The 16015-nt window shown below is 73.2% G+C and carries 15 protein-coding genes; 2 read left to right on the forward strand and 13 right to left on the reverse strand.

Annotated features, from left to right (window positions below):
* Positions 1-55 precede the first annotated feature (55 nt).
* Together DZF91_RS03740 and DZF91_RS03745 are read left to right on the forward strand one after the other, a co-directional pair.
* Positions 56-382, forward strand: a complete 327-nt coding sequence (locus tag DZF91_RS03740; RefSeq protein WP_117356098.1) for a hypothetical protein — start codon at positions 56-58, stop codon at positions 380-382.
* Positions 383-599: 217 nt separating this feature from the next.
* Positions 600-1709 (forward strand): DUF6745 domain-containing protein, encoded by a 1110-nt coding sequence (locus DZF91_RS03745; protein WP_235834063.1) that lies wholly within the window; start codon positions 600-602, stop codon positions 1707-1709.
* 165 nt (positions 1710-1874) lie between these two features.
* On the opposite strand, the gene DZF91_RS03750 is transcribed toward DZF91_RS03745, so the two are convergent.
* The 13 genes from DZF91_RS03750 to DZF91_RS03810 all read right to left on the reverse strand — a co-directional run bounded on the left by DZF91_RS03750 (position 1875) and on the right by DZF91_RS03810 (position 15647).
* Positions 1875-2975 (reverse strand): LCP family protein, encoded by a 1101-nt coding sequence (locus DZF91_RS03750; RefSeq protein ID WP_117356099.1) that lies wholly within the window; start codon positions 2973-2975, stop codon positions 1875-1877.
* 120 nt (positions 2976-3095) lie between these two features.
* Positions 3096-4022 carry an STM4011 family radical SAM protein gene (locus DZF91_RS03755; protein WP_199486387.1) on the reverse strand — a complete coding sequence of 309 codons (927 nt, stop codon included), beginning with the start codon at positions 4020-4022 and terminating at the stop codon, positions 3096-3098.
* A complete protein-coding gene (locus DZF91_RS03760; protein ID WP_117356100.1) occupies positions 4022-5359 on the reverse strand; it encodes an STM4012 family radical SAM protein in 1338 nt (445 codons plus the stop codon). The genes DZF91_RS03755 and DZF91_RS03760 overlap by 1 nt, the downstream gene beginning before the upstream one ends.
* Positions 5356-6156, reverse strand: coding sequence for an STM4013/SEN3800 family hydrolase (locus tag DZF91_RS03765; protein WP_199486388.1), 801 nt, complete (start codon positions 6154-6156; stop codon positions 5356-5358). Before DZF91_RS03765 ends, DZF91_RS03760 begins: the two co-directional genes overlap by 4 nt.
* Positions 6144-7274 (reverse strand): STM4014 family protein, encoded by a 1131-nt coding sequence (locus tag DZF91_RS03770; protein ID WP_117356114.1) that lies wholly within the window; start codon positions 7272-7274, stop codon positions 6144-6146. The genes DZF91_RS03765 and DZF91_RS03770 overlap by 13 nt, the downstream gene beginning before the upstream one ends.
* Before the next feature lie 108 nt (positions 7275-7382).
* A complete protein-coding gene (locus DZF91_RS03775) occupies positions 7383-8315 on the reverse strand; it encodes an STM4015 family protein (protein ID WP_117356101.1) in 933 nt (310 codons plus the stop codon).
* A gap of 103 nt (positions 8316-8418) precedes the next feature.
* On the reverse strand, positions 8419-9348 hold the full coding sequence (locus tag DZF91_RS03780; protein ID WP_117356102.1) for an STM4015 family protein: 930 nt from the start codon (positions 9346-9348) through the stop codon (positions 8419-8421).
* 171 nt (positions 9349-9519) lie between these two features.
* Entirely contained in the window at positions 9520-10320 is an 801-nt protein-coding gene (locus tag DZF91_RS03785) for a MetQ/NlpA family ABC transporter substrate-binding protein (protein ID WP_117356103.1), read from the reverse strand.
* Between the two features lie 24 nt (positions 10321-10344).
* A complete protein-coding gene (locus tag DZF91_RS03790; protein WP_117356104.1) occupies positions 10345-11001 on the reverse strand; it encodes a methionine ABC transporter permease in 657 nt (218 codons plus the stop codon).
* Complete coding sequence (locus tag DZF91_RS03795; protein WP_199486389.1) at positions 10998-12005, reverse strand: methionine ABC transporter ATP-binding protein; 1008 nt, start codon at positions 12003-12005, stop codon at positions 10998-11000. Before DZF91_RS03795 ends, DZF91_RS03790 begins: the two co-directional genes overlap by 4 nt.
* A 911-nt stretch (positions 12006-12916) precedes the next feature.
* Positions 12917-13747: a DUF4097 family beta strand repeat-containing protein gene (locus DZF91_RS03800; RefSeq protein ID WP_117356106.1), complete on the reverse strand. Its 831-nt coding sequence runs from the start codon at positions 13745-13747 to the stop codon at positions 12917-12919.
* Positions 13744-14394, reverse strand: coding sequence for a LuxR C-terminal-related transcriptional regulator (locus tag DZF91_RS03805; protein WP_117356107.1), 651 nt, complete (start codon positions 14392-14394; stop codon positions 13744-13746). Before DZF91_RS03805 ends, DZF91_RS03800 begins: the two co-directional genes overlap by 4 nt.
* A complete protein-coding gene (locus DZF91_RS03810; protein WP_117356108.1) occupies positions 14382-15647 on the reverse strand; it encodes a sensor histidine kinase in 1266 nt (421 codons plus the stop codon). The genes DZF91_RS03805 and DZF91_RS03810 overlap by 13 nt, the downstream gene beginning before the upstream one ends.
* Positions 15648-16015: the final 368 nt, after the last annotated feature.

Genomic DNA, 16015 nt, shown 5'->3' on the forward strand with positions numbered 1-16015 from the left:
TCCGCGCGGTCCGGCGGCCCGGGAATTGTCGGAGGGGCGGTCTAGCGTTCGTGGCATGTACCGACAGGGAGACATCCTCATCGTCCCGGTGGCCGAGGACTCGGTGCCGCAGGCCATCCGGGAGCTGCCGCCCGCGGCGCGCGACGGACGGGGCCGCATGGTGCTCGCGCTCGGCGAGGCCACCGGCCACGCGCACGCCCTGACCTGCGAGGGCACGCTGCGCCGCGACCCGGACCCGTTCGCGCCCGACTACCTGCACCTGCCCTCCGGTGGACGCCTCGGGCACGAGGAGCATGCGGCGATCTCGCTGCCCAAGGGCTGGTACCGGGTGGTCCGGCAACGCGAGTACATACCGGGGGCCGTCCGCGTCGTCGCCGACTGACCGTCCCGCCTCCTCCTCTTCGACCTTCCCCGTACGCGCCGTCGGCACGTCCATCTGCACGTCCCACCGGCACGTCCCACCGGCACGTCCCACCGGCCCGGGCGCACACTCCCCCGCCGGTCCCCCCTGCCTCATGATCCGCACGCTCGTGGCGCACGGCTCCCCTTGGACGCCGTCCGTCCTCCTGCGCTCGCCCCCACAACCCCCTTGGAGAACCGTGAACGAGTTGGACCACGCGAACCTGATGCTGTCCTGGGAGGCGACGGCGTTCGCCACCGGCCCCGGCGACCGGGCGCGAGCCGAAGCGGGCGTCGCCGCCGCCTACACCGCCGCGGGGCTCGCCGCCCCCGAACGGTTCGTGTGGGTGGGCTCGCCCGCGCAGGGCGCGCTCGCCGCCGCGGTCCTCGCGGGCAAGGGCGACGTGCTGCGCGAGGCCGGGCTCGACCTGCCGGACATGCCGGACGACGCGGGTGCGAGCGTGCGCGAGACCGTCCGGACGCGGCCGTGGGAGGCCGCGCGCGCCGCCGCCTACGGCGAGCTCGGGCCGCAGGGGTGGGCGCGGTCCTGGTCGCGCACGGCCGCGCCGATGTGGGACAAGGTCCAGCAGCTCGTCCTGCGGATCCGGCAGGCCGTCGGCGACCTCGCGGGCGAGGAGGGCTCGGCCGCCGAGTCGGTGCTGCGGGCGGCCACGCTCGACGCCGTCCTGGGCCAGCACGACGCGGCGTGGCTGGCGCAGTTCGACGCGCTCGGCACGCCGCCGCCCGGCCTCGCCGAGGTGGCGCGGAACGCGGGCTGGTGGTGGCCGTACGAGCGGCTGGTGATCATCTCCGAGCGCCCGTCCGAGCTGCACCGGGACGAGCCGGGACGGCTGCACCGGGGCGACGGCCCCGCGCTGGCCTTCCCCGACGGCCTCGCGCTGCACGCGTGGCGCGGCATGCCGATCCCGCCCGGCTTCGTCGACTCGCTCACCGACCTGGACGTCGGGCGCATCGACCGGGAGAGCAACGCCGAGCTGCGCCGGATCGACCGGGAGAGCAACGCCGAGCTGCGCCGGGTCATGCTGGAGATCTTCGGCTACGACCGCTATCTCGCCGAGACCGGGGCCAAGCCGGTGCACCGGGACGAGACGGGCGTGCTGTGGCGCATCGACCTGCCGGACGACGAGCCGGTGGTGATGGTCGAGGTGGTCAACTCGACGCCCGAGCCGGACGGCACCTACCGGCAGTACCACCTGCGGGTCCCGCCGACCACCCGCACCGCGCGCGAGGGCGTGGCGTGGACGTTCGGCGTGGACGCGGCCGACTACAACCCGCTCAAGCAGACCTGACCCGCCCGAAGCCCGCACCGCCGCCGGAGCCCATGCGGGCCGGGGCGTGGCACGACTCGTCGGCGCGTCCGTCTCCGGCCTCGCCGATCGCGCTGGTGGGCGGTCGGCTGTCCACCGGCCGAGCCCCGGCGCTCCCCCCTTCGGGGACGGTCGGTCGGCTGGTGGTCAGCCCCAGGTCTTGCGGCAGATGTCGTCGCTGGCGCGGATCTCGTCGCCTTGCGGCGTCCTCACGGAGGCCGGGCGCGTCTTGCGGGGCCTGACCGTGGGCCTGGTCGTGGGCTTGAGCGTGGCCATGGGGTCGCGGTCCTCGCGGATGGCGGCGAGGAAGGGCGCGGCGGCCGGGGTCATGGCGACGCGGTTCCTGTTCTGGGACCAGGGCGCCGACGGCAGGGTGGTGAACTTCAGGGAGCCCGCCGACATCCCTCGCATGCCCTGGGCGAGCCGCAGCATCTCCGACAGGCTGAGCGCCCGGTCGGTCGTCATCGACCGGGCGCCCGAGGTGAGCAGCTTGTTCAGCCGGGACGGGTCGGCCAGCACCCCGCCGCTCATCGCCTGGTGCGCGAACGACGCCATGAACTGCTGCTGCCGCTTCATCCGCTGGGTGTCGGTGCCGTCGCCGAGCGAGTAGCGGGCGCGGACGAAACCGAGCGCCGTCTCGCCTTTCACGACGCTCCTGCCGCGCGGCAGGTCGAGGCCGGCCCGGCGGTCGTGCACGGGCTTCGACAGGCAGATCGGGACGCCGCCGACCGCCTCCGTCAGCCCCTTGAACCCGGCGAAGTCGACCTCCACGAAGTGGTCGATGTGGATGCCGGTGAACTTCTCCACCGTCTTGATCGTGCAGGTGGGCCCGCCCCGTCCGAACGCCGAGTTGAACATCGCGAGGCTGAGCGGCGGCGTCGCCGGGCCCCTCTTCTGCGGGCAGGACGGGATCGGCACCATCAGGTCGCGCGGGATGCTGACGCCGTAGGCGCGTCCACCGCCAGCGGCGAGGTGCACGAGGATCACGCTGTCGGCCTTCGGCGCCTCGTTCTGGTGGCCGCGGCCGTACTTGGCGTTGGAGCCGCTGCGCGAGTCCGATCCCATCAGCAGCACGTTGACCGACTTGTTCAGCTTCTTCGGACGGTCCTTGCCGAGCACCGTGTCGGGGTCCTCGTGGTGGACGCTCGCCTGGAGCCGGTAGTAGTAGCCGTAGGCGCCCAGGCTCCCGGACACGGTGAGCGCCGCACCGGCGATGGAGAGCACGGCGAGCGTACGCCAGACGGTCATGGGGCCTCCCGGAAGACGATCTTCTCCGGAAGTGTCTTGCCGCGAGCGCCCGAACGGGTTCACGCCGATCGTGTGCTCACGCCGATCAGGCGCTCATGCCGGTTCCGGTCGGCCGGACGGTCAGGCGAGGTTCGGGATGCGTTCCAGGATTCCTCCGGCGAAGACGTCGTAGAGACCGAGCGGTTCCAGGTGGACGTAACCGATGTGGCAGTCGCACATGTCCAGCGGACACGGCCGGGGGCCGAGTCCCGCCCGGAAACTCCCGTCGTAGAGGTTGCCGAGGACGGTCGGGACGAAGTGGCACCGACGGACCGTCCCGTCGCCGTCCACGGACACGACGTCGTCGCCGGTGCGGCAGGCGCGGCCGAGGCTCGGGTGCGGGTGGCGGCTGTGGCCGAACAGCGGGTCGACGGCCGTCCAGTCGGCCGCTTCGGCGTCGGTGTAGGTGCGTCCTTCGGCGGCGTTCACCCACAGGTAGATGTGGTCGGGCAGGTCGGCGCGCAGGCGGCGCGCGTCCGCCAGGTGCTCGGGCTGCCCGACGATGCCGACCGAGTAGCGGATGCCGCGTTCGGCCAGGTCGCGCGCCTTCCCGAGGAAGCGCTCGTAGGGCACCTGGCCGGGGTGGAAGGTGGCCCAGAGCGCCAGCCGGGCCGGATCGGCGTCGGACGTCCAGGAGGTCCGGTGGCTGAGGTTCGTCTGGATCGCGACGCGGCGGACGTGCGGGAGGTGGCTCAGCTCGACCAGCGTCCGCCGGTACCAGGACCGGACGAGCCCCTCGCCCCACGGCGTGAAAAGGACGGACACCGGATGGTCCGCCGCCGCGACCCAGGCGGCGAAGCGTTCCAGCGCGGCGCGGTCGGCGCGGAGCTGTTCGACGCTGTCGCGGCGCTTGGCGAACGGGCAGTACGGGCAGTCGTAGTCGCAGCTCGCGAGCGGCCCGCGGTAGAGGATCGTCAGGTGGCCGTCGCCGCGCGGCTGCGCGGAGCCGGCGCGGCCGGAGCCCGCGGAGCCGAGGGCCACCGGGTCGGGGAGCGGGACGGCGGGCATCAGCGGGCCTCGTAGGCGTCCATGAGGGCGCGCACGTCGGAGGAGAAGAGGGACGGGCCGATGGCGTCGGAGTAGGCGAGGCCCTCGGGTGTCAGCCGCAGCGTGTCGGGACCGACGTGCAGCCACTCGCGGTCGGCGAAGCCCTTCAGGTCGTCCGGGAAGTCGTCCATCGCGTCGGTTCCGAAGCGCGCGCGGTAGGCGGCGCGGTCGAGGCCGGACGCCTGGAGCAGCGACTGGACGAGGTGCCTGCGGCGGCGTTCGGCGGCGTCGAGGCGGAAGCCGACGCGGGCCGTCCCGAAGGAGTCCGCGCGGACGTAGTCGTCGATGATCGCGCGGACCTCCGTCGCGCCGACCGCGTACTCGAACGAGTAGTGCAGCTCGGACGTGTAGGAGCGGGCGCCGCAACCGAGGCCGACCATCCCGTCGGTCTGGCAGCAGTACTCGGTGCCCCCGGCGGGCGGCACGGCCCGGTCGCCGGCCGCGGGCTCGACCGGCGCGGTGTCCCCGACGGACGAGACCGGGAGGCGGAACATGCGCATGGAGACCTGCTCGTACCCGGCGGCGAGCAGGTGGTCGCGGCCCTGCCGGTACAGCGCGAGGCGGTGGTCGTCCCAGTCGCGGCCGAGCCGGAAAAGGCCGGTCAGCGGGCGCTTGTACAGCGGGTAGAGGTAGACCTCCTCGGGCTTCCAGGACAGCGCCGTGTCGAGCGAGTAGCGCCAGCTCTCGGCGGTCTGCCCCGCGATCCCGTAGATCAGGTCGATGTTGAGGACGGGGATCGCGGCGTCGCGGATGGCGTCGAGCGCGGCGTCCACCTCGGCGCGCTTCTGCGGCCGGACGGCGGCCCGCGCCTCGGCGTCCACGAAGCTCTGCACTCCGATGGAGATCCGGGTCGTCCCGCGGTCGCGCAGGACGCGCAGCCGGTCGGGGGTCGCGGTCGCCGGGGACGTCTCGACGCCGAGCGGCACCGAGCCGAGCGGGGCGAAGCGGGACGCGATGTCGCAGAGCCGGTCGAGTTCGGCGGCCGTCAGGTAGGTCGGGGTGCCGCCGCCGAACGCGGCCGTCGCGAAGGCCGCGTCGCCGAGCGCGTCGGCCGTCGCGGACGCCTGGCGTTCGAGCGCCGACAGGTAGGCGTCCGTCAGGTCCTCCGACGCGCCCGTGCGCGTGAAGAGGTTGCAGAAGCCGCAGCGCATCTCGCAGAACGGGATGTGCAGGTAGAGGAAGAGGGCGCTCTTGTCCTCGTGCTCCCAGACCGAGCGCAGCGACGGCGCGGGGTCGAGCGGCCGGTAGGCGGTCTTGTGCGGGTAGGCGTACACGTAACCCTGGTAGGGGCTGGTCATGAATGAACGAACTCTCCGTAGGGGACGGTCCATACGACCTCGTGGCCGATGCGGTGCCCGACGTGGCCGTCCTCGCCGTAGGCGGTGCCGTGGTCGGAGCAGATGATCACGAGGGAGGGGCGGCGGAGCGCGCCGAGCAGCCGGGGCAGGCGGGCGTCCACGTACCGCAGGGCGGCGGCGTGGCTGGCCCGGGTGTCGCCGGACTCCCGCGTCGCGCCGTCCAGGTAGAACCAGTTGGGCTGGTGCAGCGCGGACACGTTGAGCAGCAGGAACAACCGCCGCTGCGGGTCGAGCGCGGCGACCGACGCCTCGACGCGGGCGATCTGGTGGTCCAGGCTGGAGGGGTCGGTGACGCCGAAGGACCGTTCCCAGTGGCTCTCGGCGAACAGCGACGGCAGCGCCGAGCCGAGCGGCGTGGCCTTGTTGAAGAAGCCGACGCCGCCCACGCAGACCGTGTGGTACCCGGCCCGCGCGAGACCGGTCGGGAGGTCGGCGGCGTCGAACGTCCAGGTGCCGGGCGCGGTGGTCTCGCTGCCGGGGAACGCCGCGGCGAAGAGCCGGGGATGCGGACCGGGCTCCACGGGCGTCGGCAGGAACCCGGCGAGCATCGCGGCGTGCGCGGCGTAGGTGAAGCTGCCAGGTGTGTGCCGCCGCTCCCAGCGGCCGCCCGGCAGGACGGCGGCGAGGTTCGGCGTCTCCCCCGCGGCGAGCAGTTCCTCGGCGACGTCGAGGCGCAGCGTGTCGAGGGTCACCAGCACCACGTCGTGGGTGCCGACGATCTGGTTCATGTCGCGCATTCGTATCCCGGCAAGGCAGACATAGCGGCTCTGACCTGGGCAGTGTAGGTGTCGACTCCGGTGGCCGGTCCGTCCGGGAGGCCGGGGAGGCCCGGCAGCAGGTCGCCGAACGCGTTCACCTCGCCGACGGCGAACCGCCGCCAGCCGACGCCGACGAGCAGGTCCACGCCGACCATCAGGCTGCGCGGGAAGCACGCGGCGGCGCGGGCGCACACGTCCATCGCCTCGCGCCAGCCGTCCGCGCCGAGCGCGGCGCGGACGGTGCCGAGGTCGCCGCGACGCCCGCCGAGGTGCAGGTTCGTCATCGGGACCGTGCTGGTGCGGACGACCGCGTGCGTCGGGACGCCGCCGACCACCACGACCCGCAGGTCGAGGACGCGCCCGTCCAGCCCGGCCTTCGGCATCCAGCGCTCGACGTGCAGTCCGTCCGGGGCGAGGGCGTCGACGAGCGCGGCGACCTCCTCCTCCGTCCGATACGTCCGGACGTTCAGCGAGTTGTGGAACCCGTCCGGCCGCCGCACCGCCGACGTGACCGCCTTGATCCGCGTGCCGGCCCTGCCGGTCGCGCCCGTAGGGCCGGTCGGGGAGGAGAGGGCCGGGGCCGTCTCCAGGGCGATGACTCCGGAGGCGGACGAGCCGTGCGCGGGCTTGACGAAGACGCGGCGCTCCTTCGCCTCCGCCATCCGGGCGCGCAGCGTCGCGTACCCGTCGATGCCGGTCAGGGCGGGCGGGACGGGGACTCCGGCGGCGGCCAGCCGGGCGTGGCAGAGCCGCTTGTCGAACATGACGGCGACCTCGTCCGGATCGTTCAGCAGCGGCGCGCGGGCGGCGCGCGCCGCGTCGGCGATCCGGTCCAGGCCGGCGACGAACCCCGCGTACCAGCGGGCCCCGCCGCCGGTGAGGGTCGGCGCCGCTCCCCCGCGCAGCAGGGCGTCGGCCTCCGGGTCCTCCCCGGGCGAGTCGATCCGGACCGGGACCCCGGCGGGCAGCGAGAACGCGCCGCGCAGCACGTCCGGCCAGCCGACGACGTGCGGCGCGGCGAGACCGGCGGCGCGGCACGCGTCCGCGAACATCGTGACGCGCCGGTCCCCCGGGTAACCGATGACGGTGAAGGACACGGTCACTCCGGGACCGCGATGTCGTCGGACTGTCCGTCGGCCGGCGCGTCGAGGTCGTGGACGGGCCGGCCGGCGAACTCCGTCAGGGAGGACTCCCGGATCACCGCGTCACTCCGAGACGGCGATGAAGAAGAAGTCGCCGTCCGGCTTCTCCTGGTCGTCCAGCACGACCTCGACGCCCTCCAGGGACGTGCGCAGGCGCTCCATCATGGCGTCGGAGAGGAAGTGGTGCGCGAGGTCGAGCTTCTTCAGGTGGGTGAGCGGCTGCCCGGCGAGCAGAGCCTCGGCGCCCGCGTCCGTCAGGACGCCCATGCCGAGGGAGAGCGTCTCCAGCTGGGCCACGACGGCGGCGCCCGCGACGGCGACGGCGACCTCGTCCTGGATCTCCGAGTTCATGAGCCCGAGGCGGCGCAGGGCGGGGAAGCGCTCGCCGGACAGCACGGGCGCGAGGTCGGCCACCGTGGCGTCGCCGCCGTAGTTCTGGGTGCCGAGCCACAGGTCCAGGCGGGTGAGGTTCGGCAGGTCGCTGGCGCCCACGGCCCGGACGATCTCGGCGGGCAGCCCGCCGGTCTCGAACCGGAGCGTGCGCAGCGCGCCGTGCTTGACCGGTTCGAGGACCAGGTCCTGGGAGCCGCGCACGTCGAGGCGCTCCAGGTCGGGGTAGGCGTTGAGGACCGGCGTGATGTCGCCGTGCTCGATCCAGGAGACCTCCGCCTCCTCCATCACGATGTCGCCGACGAACAGCGACCGCAGCGCCGGGAAGGCGGGGGCGGCCTCGGCGAGCAGCGCCCCGACGTCGGCGCTGCCCGCGTCGTAGGACGCCCCCCAGTAGCCGATGATCAGCGCCGTGACCTGGCTGGTGTCGACCTCCTCGCGGAACCGGGCGAAGACGTCCGCGAAGTCGCCCTCGTCGTAGGAGGTGCGGACGGCCCACGCGTACGAGGACGGCGAGGCGACGGCCTCGGCGAGGAGGTCGTCGTCCGGGCCGTACCCCGCCACGGGCAGTCCGGCGTACTCGGTCAGGTGTTCGTGGATGGTCATCGGGTCCCTTTCCGGATCACTGTCGGGACATGTCCTACCAGTGCCGCCCGACAAATGCCGTCCACTCGGGTGGGCCGCCCGGCGCGCGCCGCCGTGCGGGCGGTCACTCCGACACTTCGACGTAGAAGCCGTCGTCGGGGTCGAACACGTGCCGGTCGTCCAGGTCCACCGCCACGCCGGGCAGGGCCGCCCGGACGCGCTCGACCATCTCCTCGGAGCAGAAGTGGTAGTGCAGGTCGAGCTTCTTCAGGTGGGTCAGGGGCTGACCGGACAGCAGCGCCTCGGCTCCGGTGTCGGTCAGCAGGCCCATGGCCAGGCTCAGCGACTCCAGCCCGGCCACGACCGGGGCGCCCGCGACGGCGGCGGCGATCTCGTCCTGGATCTCGGAGTCCTCCAGGCCGAGGTGGCGCAGCCGGAGGAACGCCGTGCCGGACAGGAACGGCTCGAGATCGGCCACCGTCGCGTCGCCGAGGTACTCCTGGACGCCCAGCCACATGTCGAGATGCTCCAGGTTGGGCAGGGTGCTGCGTCCCACGGTCCGGACGACCGACGCGGGCAGCCCGCCGGACTCGAACCGCAGCACGCGCAGCGCGTCGCTCACGATCGGCTCGAACTCCAGACCCGCCGAACCCCGGATCTCCACCCGCTCCAGCTCCGGGAAGGCGGTGAACACCGGCGTGGTGTCGACGTGGTGGATCCAGGAGATCTCCATCTCCTCGGCCGTCATGTCGCCGACGAACAGCGCGCGCAGGGCCGGGAGGGCGGACGCCGAACCGGCGAGCAGGCTCGGGACGTCGACCTCGTCGTAGGGGCTCCAGTAGCCGACGACGATCGCCGTGACGCCGCTCGTGTCGACGGTCCTCAGGAAGTTCGCCCAGACGGTCCCGAAGTCGTCCACACCGTCGCCCATGCCGCGGACGGCCCAGGCGTACGACGCGGGCGACTCCAGGGCTTTGTCGGACAGGTGCCCGGACGGTCCGAACTCCGCGACCGGAAGCCCGGCGAACTCGGTCAGGTGCTCATAGATGCCCATAAGTTCCTCCTGGTCAGCGTCGGAAGCCCTGTCCTATCAGGACCAGGCGGCGCCATCGGCTCCTTCGGCGAACTTCCAGGACGAGGCCCCCGGAAATGCGGCGGACTTTCGGGCAAAAGGGAGTGGCCCCCGGACGGTTGCGTCCGGGGGCCACCGAGGGAGGAGTCAGGGTCAGGCGGGGAGCACCGAGCCGTGGTACTCGTCCTGGATGAACTTCTTGACCTCCGGGCCGCGGAGCAGTTCGACGAGCTTCTTGATCTTCTCGTCGTCCTTCTTCTCGGGGGTCGTCACCAGGCCGTTCACGTACGGGTTGCCCTGCGCCGACTCGGTCGCCAGCGCCTCCTTGGACGGGTCGAGCTTCGCCTCCAGCGCGTAGTTCCCGTTGATCACCGAGGCGTCCACGTCACCGAGCTGGCGCGGCAGCGCGGCGGCGTCGGTCTCCTTGAACCTGATGCCCTTGGGGTTGGACGCGACGTCCTTCGGCGTGGCCTTCTCCTCGCTGCCCGGCTTCAGCGTGATGAGCTGGTTGGCGGCCAGCAGCTTCAGCGCCCGCGCCTCGTTGGACGGGTCGGACGGCACGGCCACGGTCGCGCCCTGCTTCAGCTCGGAGAGCTGCTTGACCTTCTTGGAGTAGACGGCCAGCGGCTCCAGGTGGACGCCCGCGACGAACACCAGCTTGGTGCCGAGCTTGGCGTTCGACTCGTCCAGGTACGGCTTGTGCTGGAAGTAGTTGGCGTCCAGCTGGCCGTCCTTGAGGGCGGGGTTCAGCTGCTCGTAGTTGCTGAACTCCTTGACCTCCAGCTTGAGCCCGGCCTTGTCGGCCAGGTTCTTCTTGACGTAGTCGAGGATCTCGGCGTGCGGCACGGACGTCGCGCCGACGACGAGGGTGTCCTTGTCCTTGCCGGAGCCGCAGGCGGCGAGGCCGAGCAGCAGTCCGGCGGCGGCCACGGTGGCGGTGATCTTACGAAGCACGAAGAGTGCCCCCTTCTGGAGTGACTAGCGGTGGGAGAGGCGCCGGACGAGCCGGTCGCCGAGCAGCTGGACGACCTGCACCAGCACGACGATCACCGCGACGACCGCGATCATCACCGTGTTCTCGAAGCGCTGGTAGCCGTAGCGGATGGCGATGTCGCCGAGGCCGCCGCCGCCGATCGCCCCGGCCATGGCCGAGTAGCCGATCAGCGCGACGAAGGTGACGGTGAGTCCCGCGAGCAGGCCCGGACGGGCCTCGCGGAGCAGTACCTTCCAGGCGATCTGGACGCGGGAGGCGCCCATCGCGCGGGCCGCGTCGACCACGCCCGGGTCGACCTCGCGCAGCGAGGTCTCCACGAGGCGGGCGTAGAACGGGATGGCCGAGATCGCGAGCGGGACGATCGCGGCGGTGGTGCCGATGGTGGTGCCGACCAGCGCCCGGGTGAACGGCAGCAGCGCCACCAGCAGGATGATGAACGGGATGGACCGGCCGACGTTCACGACCAGGCCGAGCAGGTGGTGGACGGCCGGGACCGGCGCCAGCCCGCGCCGGTCGGTGACGACCAGCGCGAGGCCGAGCAGCGCGCCCAGCACGGCGGTGATCGCGGTGGCCCAGACCGTCATCTGGAGCGTCTCGACGGTGCCCTGCCGCAGCAGCGACCAGATCTCGTCCCAGGTCATGCCGCCACCTCCGTGCCGGGAGCCGTGTGGACCTCGACGGTCAGGCCCGCGTCGCGCAGGTGCGCGAGCTGGGCGGCGTTGAGCTCGGGCGCGCCGGGCAGCTCGATGCGCAGCCGCCCGATCCGGGTCCCGCCGACCTCCTCGACCGCGCCGCCGAGGATGTTCACGTCGATCGCGTAGGTGCGGGCGAGGGACGACACGAACGGCCGGTCGGCGGCCTCGCCCTCGAACGTCACGTCCACGACCGTCCGGCCGGGGCCGACGTCCGGGACCGGCAGCGGGAACAGGTCCCGGGCCAGTTCCGAGCCGGGCCGCAGCAGCAGCTCGCGGACCGTCCCGGACTCCACCACCCGGCCGTCGCGCATGATCGCGGCCGAGTCGCAGATCCGCTTCACCACGTCCATCTCGTGCGTGATGAGCAGGACGGTCAGCCCGAGCCGGTCGCGCAGGTCGCGCAGCAGCGCCAGGATCGACGCGGTCGTCTCGGGGTCGAGCGCGGAGGTCGCCTCGTCCGACAGCAGCACCTTGGGACGGCCCGCGAGCGCCCGGGCGATCCCGACGCGCTGCTTCTGGCCGCCGGAGATCTGCGCCGGGTACGCGCCGGCGTGCTCGGTGAGGCCGACGAGGTCGAGCAGCTCGGCCACCCGCTCGGCGCGCTCGGCCCGGGGCACGCCCATGACCTCCAGCGGGAACGCGACGTTCCCGGCCACCGTCCGGCTGGACAGCAGGCCGAAGTGCTGGTGGATCATGCCGATGCCCTGCCGGGCCGCGCGCAGCTCGCCGCCGGACAGCGAGAGCAGGTCGCGGCCGGCCACCGTGATCCGCCCCGAGTCGGGGCGTTCCAGCAGGTTGACGCAGCGCAGCAGGGTGCTCTTGCCCGCGCCGGAGCGGCCGAGGACGCCGAAGATCTCGCCCTCGCGGACGGCGAGGTCGACACCGTCGACGGCGGTCAGCTCGCGGCCTCGGGCCCGATAGGTCTTCCGAAGTTTCTCGATCTGGATCACAGGAATCATCCGTGCGGGCGAGCGCGACCGGAGCGGGCGGCGGCGGAACGGGACAGGGACGGTCGGGGACAGGGCGGGTCGGACGGTCGGACAGGGGGAAGCGAAGACGCCGGACGCCGATCGCGAATCGCGGACGCGGAACCGGAGCGCTGGACCTGAGCGCGGAACCCACGAGCGCGAACCGCGAGGCGGAGGCGGGCCGTGGAACGCGAGTCGTGAACGCCGACCGCCGGTGGAGAACGCGGACGGATCCACGCTCAGGCGGTCACGGATCCACGCTCAGGCGGTCACGGGTGCGGGTTCACGCGGTCGCGGAGGCGTCGGGACATGCCGTCGCGGATGCGTGAGGCACACCGTCGCTTACGCGGTGTCCACGCGGTCACGGCCTCGGTCGGCGCGCCGCCGGGAACGCGGCGGCGACTCAGGCGCGGCCGGGCGGGTACGGCGCGTGGCTCAGCAGGTGGCGTTGAATGATCATGTGCAGACGCGGCTTCCGGTCACGGGGATCGTCGGAGGTCGCTCGCTTCGGGGCGCGAGACAGGGGTCGGCGGGGGCCCTCAGCGGTCACACATTCGACACGCGGACATACACCCCATGACCCGCATGGTCTGCGGGCGGCGCGGCTGGCACGGGCGTACGGCGGTCATAGCCCGGTAGTAAACCCGCAGGACGCTCCGGACGCAAATCGATAAAGCGCGACTACCTGCACAAACGTGCCCCAGGTCACACGGAAGCGGGTACCCGGGACGCGCCCGGCAGGCCCGCCGCTCCGGCAGGCCCGCCCCGTCCGCCCTCTGTGGGACGGGGCGGGACCCCGGTCGGGCAGCGGACGGCGGCGGGACGGCCGGACGACGGCCGGACGACGGCAGGGCGGCGGCGGGGCGGCGGCGCGGTGGGGTGTGCGGTCGCGGTCAGTAGTGGACGTCGATAGAACCGGAGCCGGCCGTCAGGTCGAGCCTGTCCGGCGACGAGTAGTCCGCGATGCCCTGCGCGATGTTGGGCGAACCGGAGCCCGTGTGGCCCGTGATCGCGTAGCGGGAGCCGGCCGGGACGGTCAGGTCCAGGGAGCCGGAGCCGGTGCGCGCGGTGACCCGTCCCGGAGGCTTGCTGAAGGCCAGATCGATCGAGCCGGAACCGGTGGCGACCTCCACGGACCCGGAGCTCAGCCGTACGCCCTGGAGGGAACCGCTGCCGACGCGCGCCCGCACCGGCCCGGACAGTCCTTCGAGTTCCAGGGAACCGGAGTGGTCGACGAGATCGACGTCCCCGGCCATGCCGCGCACGGCCAGGCTCCCGGAGTTCGTCGTCCCCTTCACGGCGACGTTCGGCGGCACGCTCAGCGTCACGTCCGCGTCGCACAGGCCGAACGTCGTGACCGGCCCGTCGCCGCAGGCCACCTTCAGGCGCAGGGTGTCACCGCGCCACTCGGTGTGGACGCGCGGCCGGGCCAGCGTCCAGTGCAGGTCCTTGCGGAGCCGGACTCGCCCGCCGCCCGCCGCCGCCCGGACGGTCACCGCCGCGGATGTGGCGTCGACCTCGACGGTCCGCAGCGCGTGCGGCGGCAGCGCCACGGAGGTGTCGGACGACCGCTCCAGCTGCACCCCGGCGACGTCCAGCCCGATCGGGACGGTGACGGACAGCGCGGTGAGAGCGGCCAGCACGAGCCACGGCCCGCGCCTGCGCGGTCGCTCCGCGGCCGGGTCCGGGGACGCGGCGGTCGGCGGGTCGTCGGTGACGGTCATGTGGAGTCTCCGTCCAGGAAGCGCAGGACGGCGAGCACCCGGCGGTGGTCGCCCTCGGCGTGCGGGAGGTCGAGCTTGGCGAAGATGTTGTTGATGTGCTTGGCGACGGCGCTCTCGCTCACGACCAGGCCGGCGGCGATGCCCGCGTTCGAGCGGCCCTCCGCCATCAGCGCGAGCACCTCGCGCTCGCGCGGGGTGAGCCGTTCGAGCGGGTCGCTGTTGCGGCGCAGCAGCAGTTGGGAGACGACCTCGGGGTCCAGGGCGGTGCCGCCGGCGGCGACCCGGCGCAGCGCGTCCAGGAAGCCCGACACGTCCGCGACCCGGTCCTTCAGGAGGTAGCCGACGCCGCTGGTGTTGGTGGCGAGCAGGTCGGCCGCGTACCGCTCCTCGACGAACTGCGACAGCAGCAGGACCGACACGTCCGGGAACTCCTTGCGGAGCACGAGCGCGGCGCGGACGCCCTCGTCGGTGAAGCCGGGCGGCATCCGGACGTCCACGATGGCGGCGTCCGGGCGGTGTTCGGCGACGGCAGCGAGCAGGCCGTCCGCCTCGCCGACCGCCGCCGCGACCTCGAAGCCCGAGGTCTCCAGCAGCTTGATCAGCCCGGCTCGCAGCAGGACCGAGTCCTCGGCGATCACAATGCGCACGGCAACTCCACGGTGAGGATGGTGGGGCCCCCTTCGGGGCTGGTGATCCGGAAGGTACCGTCCACCGAGTTGACCCGGCGGGCCAGCCCGCGCAGTCCCGTGCCGCGGTCGAACGAGGCGCCGCCCCGGCCGTCGTCGGCGACCGTCACGTGCAGCACGTCGCCGCGCCGCAGCACGCGCACGTCCACCGACGACGCGTCCGCGTGCTTGACCACGTTGGTGAGCGCCTCGGACACCACGAAGTACGCGACGGCCTCGACCGTGGAGGACGCGCGGCGCGGCACGTCCACCTCCAGCCGGACCGGGACGGGGACGCGCGCCGCGATGCCGGAGAGCGCCGCGTCCAGGCCCCGGTCCTCCAGCACGGCGGGGTGCAGGCCGCGGATGAAGTTCCGCAGGTCGGTGAGGATCTCCTTGGACTCCTCGTGCGCCTCGACGATCACCTGCAGCGCCTCGGGCGGCAGGTCCTTGAGGGTCTCGCGGGCCAGCCCGAGGTTCATCGCGAGCGAGACGAGCCGCTGCTGGACGCCGTCGTGCAGGTCGCGCTCGATGCGGCGGCGTTCGAGGTCGGCGGCGTCCACGACGTCGGCGCGCTTCTCGGCCAGGTCCTCGACGCGCTTCTGCAGTTCCTTGGTCGGGTCCGGGCCGAGCAGCGAGCGGATCGCCCCGACGTCCCAGCGGACGACGCCGTGGACCAGGTAGGGCGTCGCCAGCAGGAGGGCGACGCCGGCGGCCGTGAGGGCTCCGACGCGGACGGCGTGCCCGGTCAGCGACAGCGGGCTGTCGGCCGGCAGCGCCCAGGCGTAGGAGCCCACGGTCGTCAGCGCCAAGCCGACCGCCCAGAGCGCGACCGTCGCGAGCCCGGCCAGGCCGACCAGCGTCCCGACCACCAGGTGGTAGCGGATCAGCCGCCACAGCTCGGGCGAGCGCAGGTCGCGGAGCGCGTCCCATGCGGACGCGCCCTCCTCCCGCGGCAGCGGCGGGACGTCCACGCCGAGCACGGCCCAGCAGCGCTCGCGGTGCGCCGCCGCGAGGGGGTGCGCCAGCAGCGCGACGCCGAGGACCGGCAGGGCCAGCCAGATCAGGATGACCATGACGTCCGCGGCTGGCCACAGCGTCCACGGCAGCGCGAACACGGCCCACCCGGCGAACTGCAGGGGCACCCCGGAGGCGACGAAGACGGTCTCCCGCCAGGTCGCCCGCGACCACGGCGCGTGGGTGAGGGCGCGCCGCGGTACGGAACTGGACAGCATGGGCAGAACGGTAGGCCCGGGGACGAGCCGCCCGCCATGCAGCGACTGTCCGTTCCCGGGGTGGTGATAGCACCACCCCGGGTCGGATGGCCTCGTTACTGATCTTCGACGCGCGTTCGGCCAGGCTGGAGGCAGGTCGAGAGGACCGCCGCCTGAGAGGGGAACACCGTCATGGTCGCCAGCGTCAGCCCGATCGCCCGCCCGCGTGGCCGTCGGACCGGGTTCACGCCGCGACCGGCGCCGTCCCCGGGCCACCACGGCCCCCGCTCCGCCGGTCACCTGGTGGGCTGCCCGGGGCGCCTCGGGCCGAACGGCGCCGGGGCGCTCTCCCCGTCCAGCGTCGTCCGCGCCGCCCGCGCCGCCGCGCC

Source organism: Actinomadura logoneensis (assembly GCF_003428695.1).
Taxonomy (GTDB): Bacteria; Actinomycetota; Actinomycetes; order Streptosporangiales; family Streptosporangiaceae; genus Spirillospora; species Spirillospora logoneensis.

Bases quoted from the DNA above. Each gene is read 5' to 3' on its own strand.
- DZF91_RS03740 (WP_117356098.1), top strand. From the start codon at position 56: ATGTACCGACAGGGAGACATCCTCATCGTCCCGGTGGCCGAGGACTCG.
- DZF91_RS03750 (WP_117356099.1), bottom strand. From the start codon at position 2,975: ATGACCGTCTGGCGTACGCTCGCCGTGCTCTCCATCGCCGGTGCGGCG.
- DZF91_RS03755 (WP_199486387.1), bottom strand. From the start codon at position 4,022: ATGCCCGCCGTCCCGCTCCCCGACCCGGTGGCCCTCGGCTCCGCGGGC.
- DZF91_RS03760 (WP_117356100.1), bottom strand. From the start codon at position 5,359: ATGACCAGCCCCTACCAGGGTTACGTGTACGCCTACCCGCACAAGACC.
- DZF91_RS03765 (WP_199486388.1), bottom strand. From the start codon at position 6,156: ATGCGCGACATGAACCAGATCGTCGGCACCCACGACGTGGTGCTGGTG.
- DZF91_RS03775 (WP_117356101.1), bottom strand. From the start codon at position 8,315: ATGACCATCCACGAACACCTGACCGAGTACGCCGGACTGCCCGTGGCG.
- DZF91_RS03780 (WP_117356102.1), bottom strand. From the start codon at position 9,348: ATGGGCATCTATGAGCACCTGACCGAGTTCGCCGGGCTTCCGGTCGCG.
- DZF91_RS03790 (WP_117356104.1), bottom strand. From the start codon at position 11,001: ATGACCTGGGACGAGATCTGGTCGCTGCTGCGGCAGGGCACCGTCGAG.
- DZF91_RS03800 (WP_117356106.1), bottom strand. From the start codon at position 13,747: ATGACCGTCACCGACGACCCGCCGACCGCCGCGTCCCCGGACCCGGCC.
- DZF91_RS03810 (WP_117356108.1), bottom strand. From the start codon at position 15,647: ATGCTGTCCAGTTCCGTACCGCGGCGCGCCCTCACCCACGCGCCGTGG.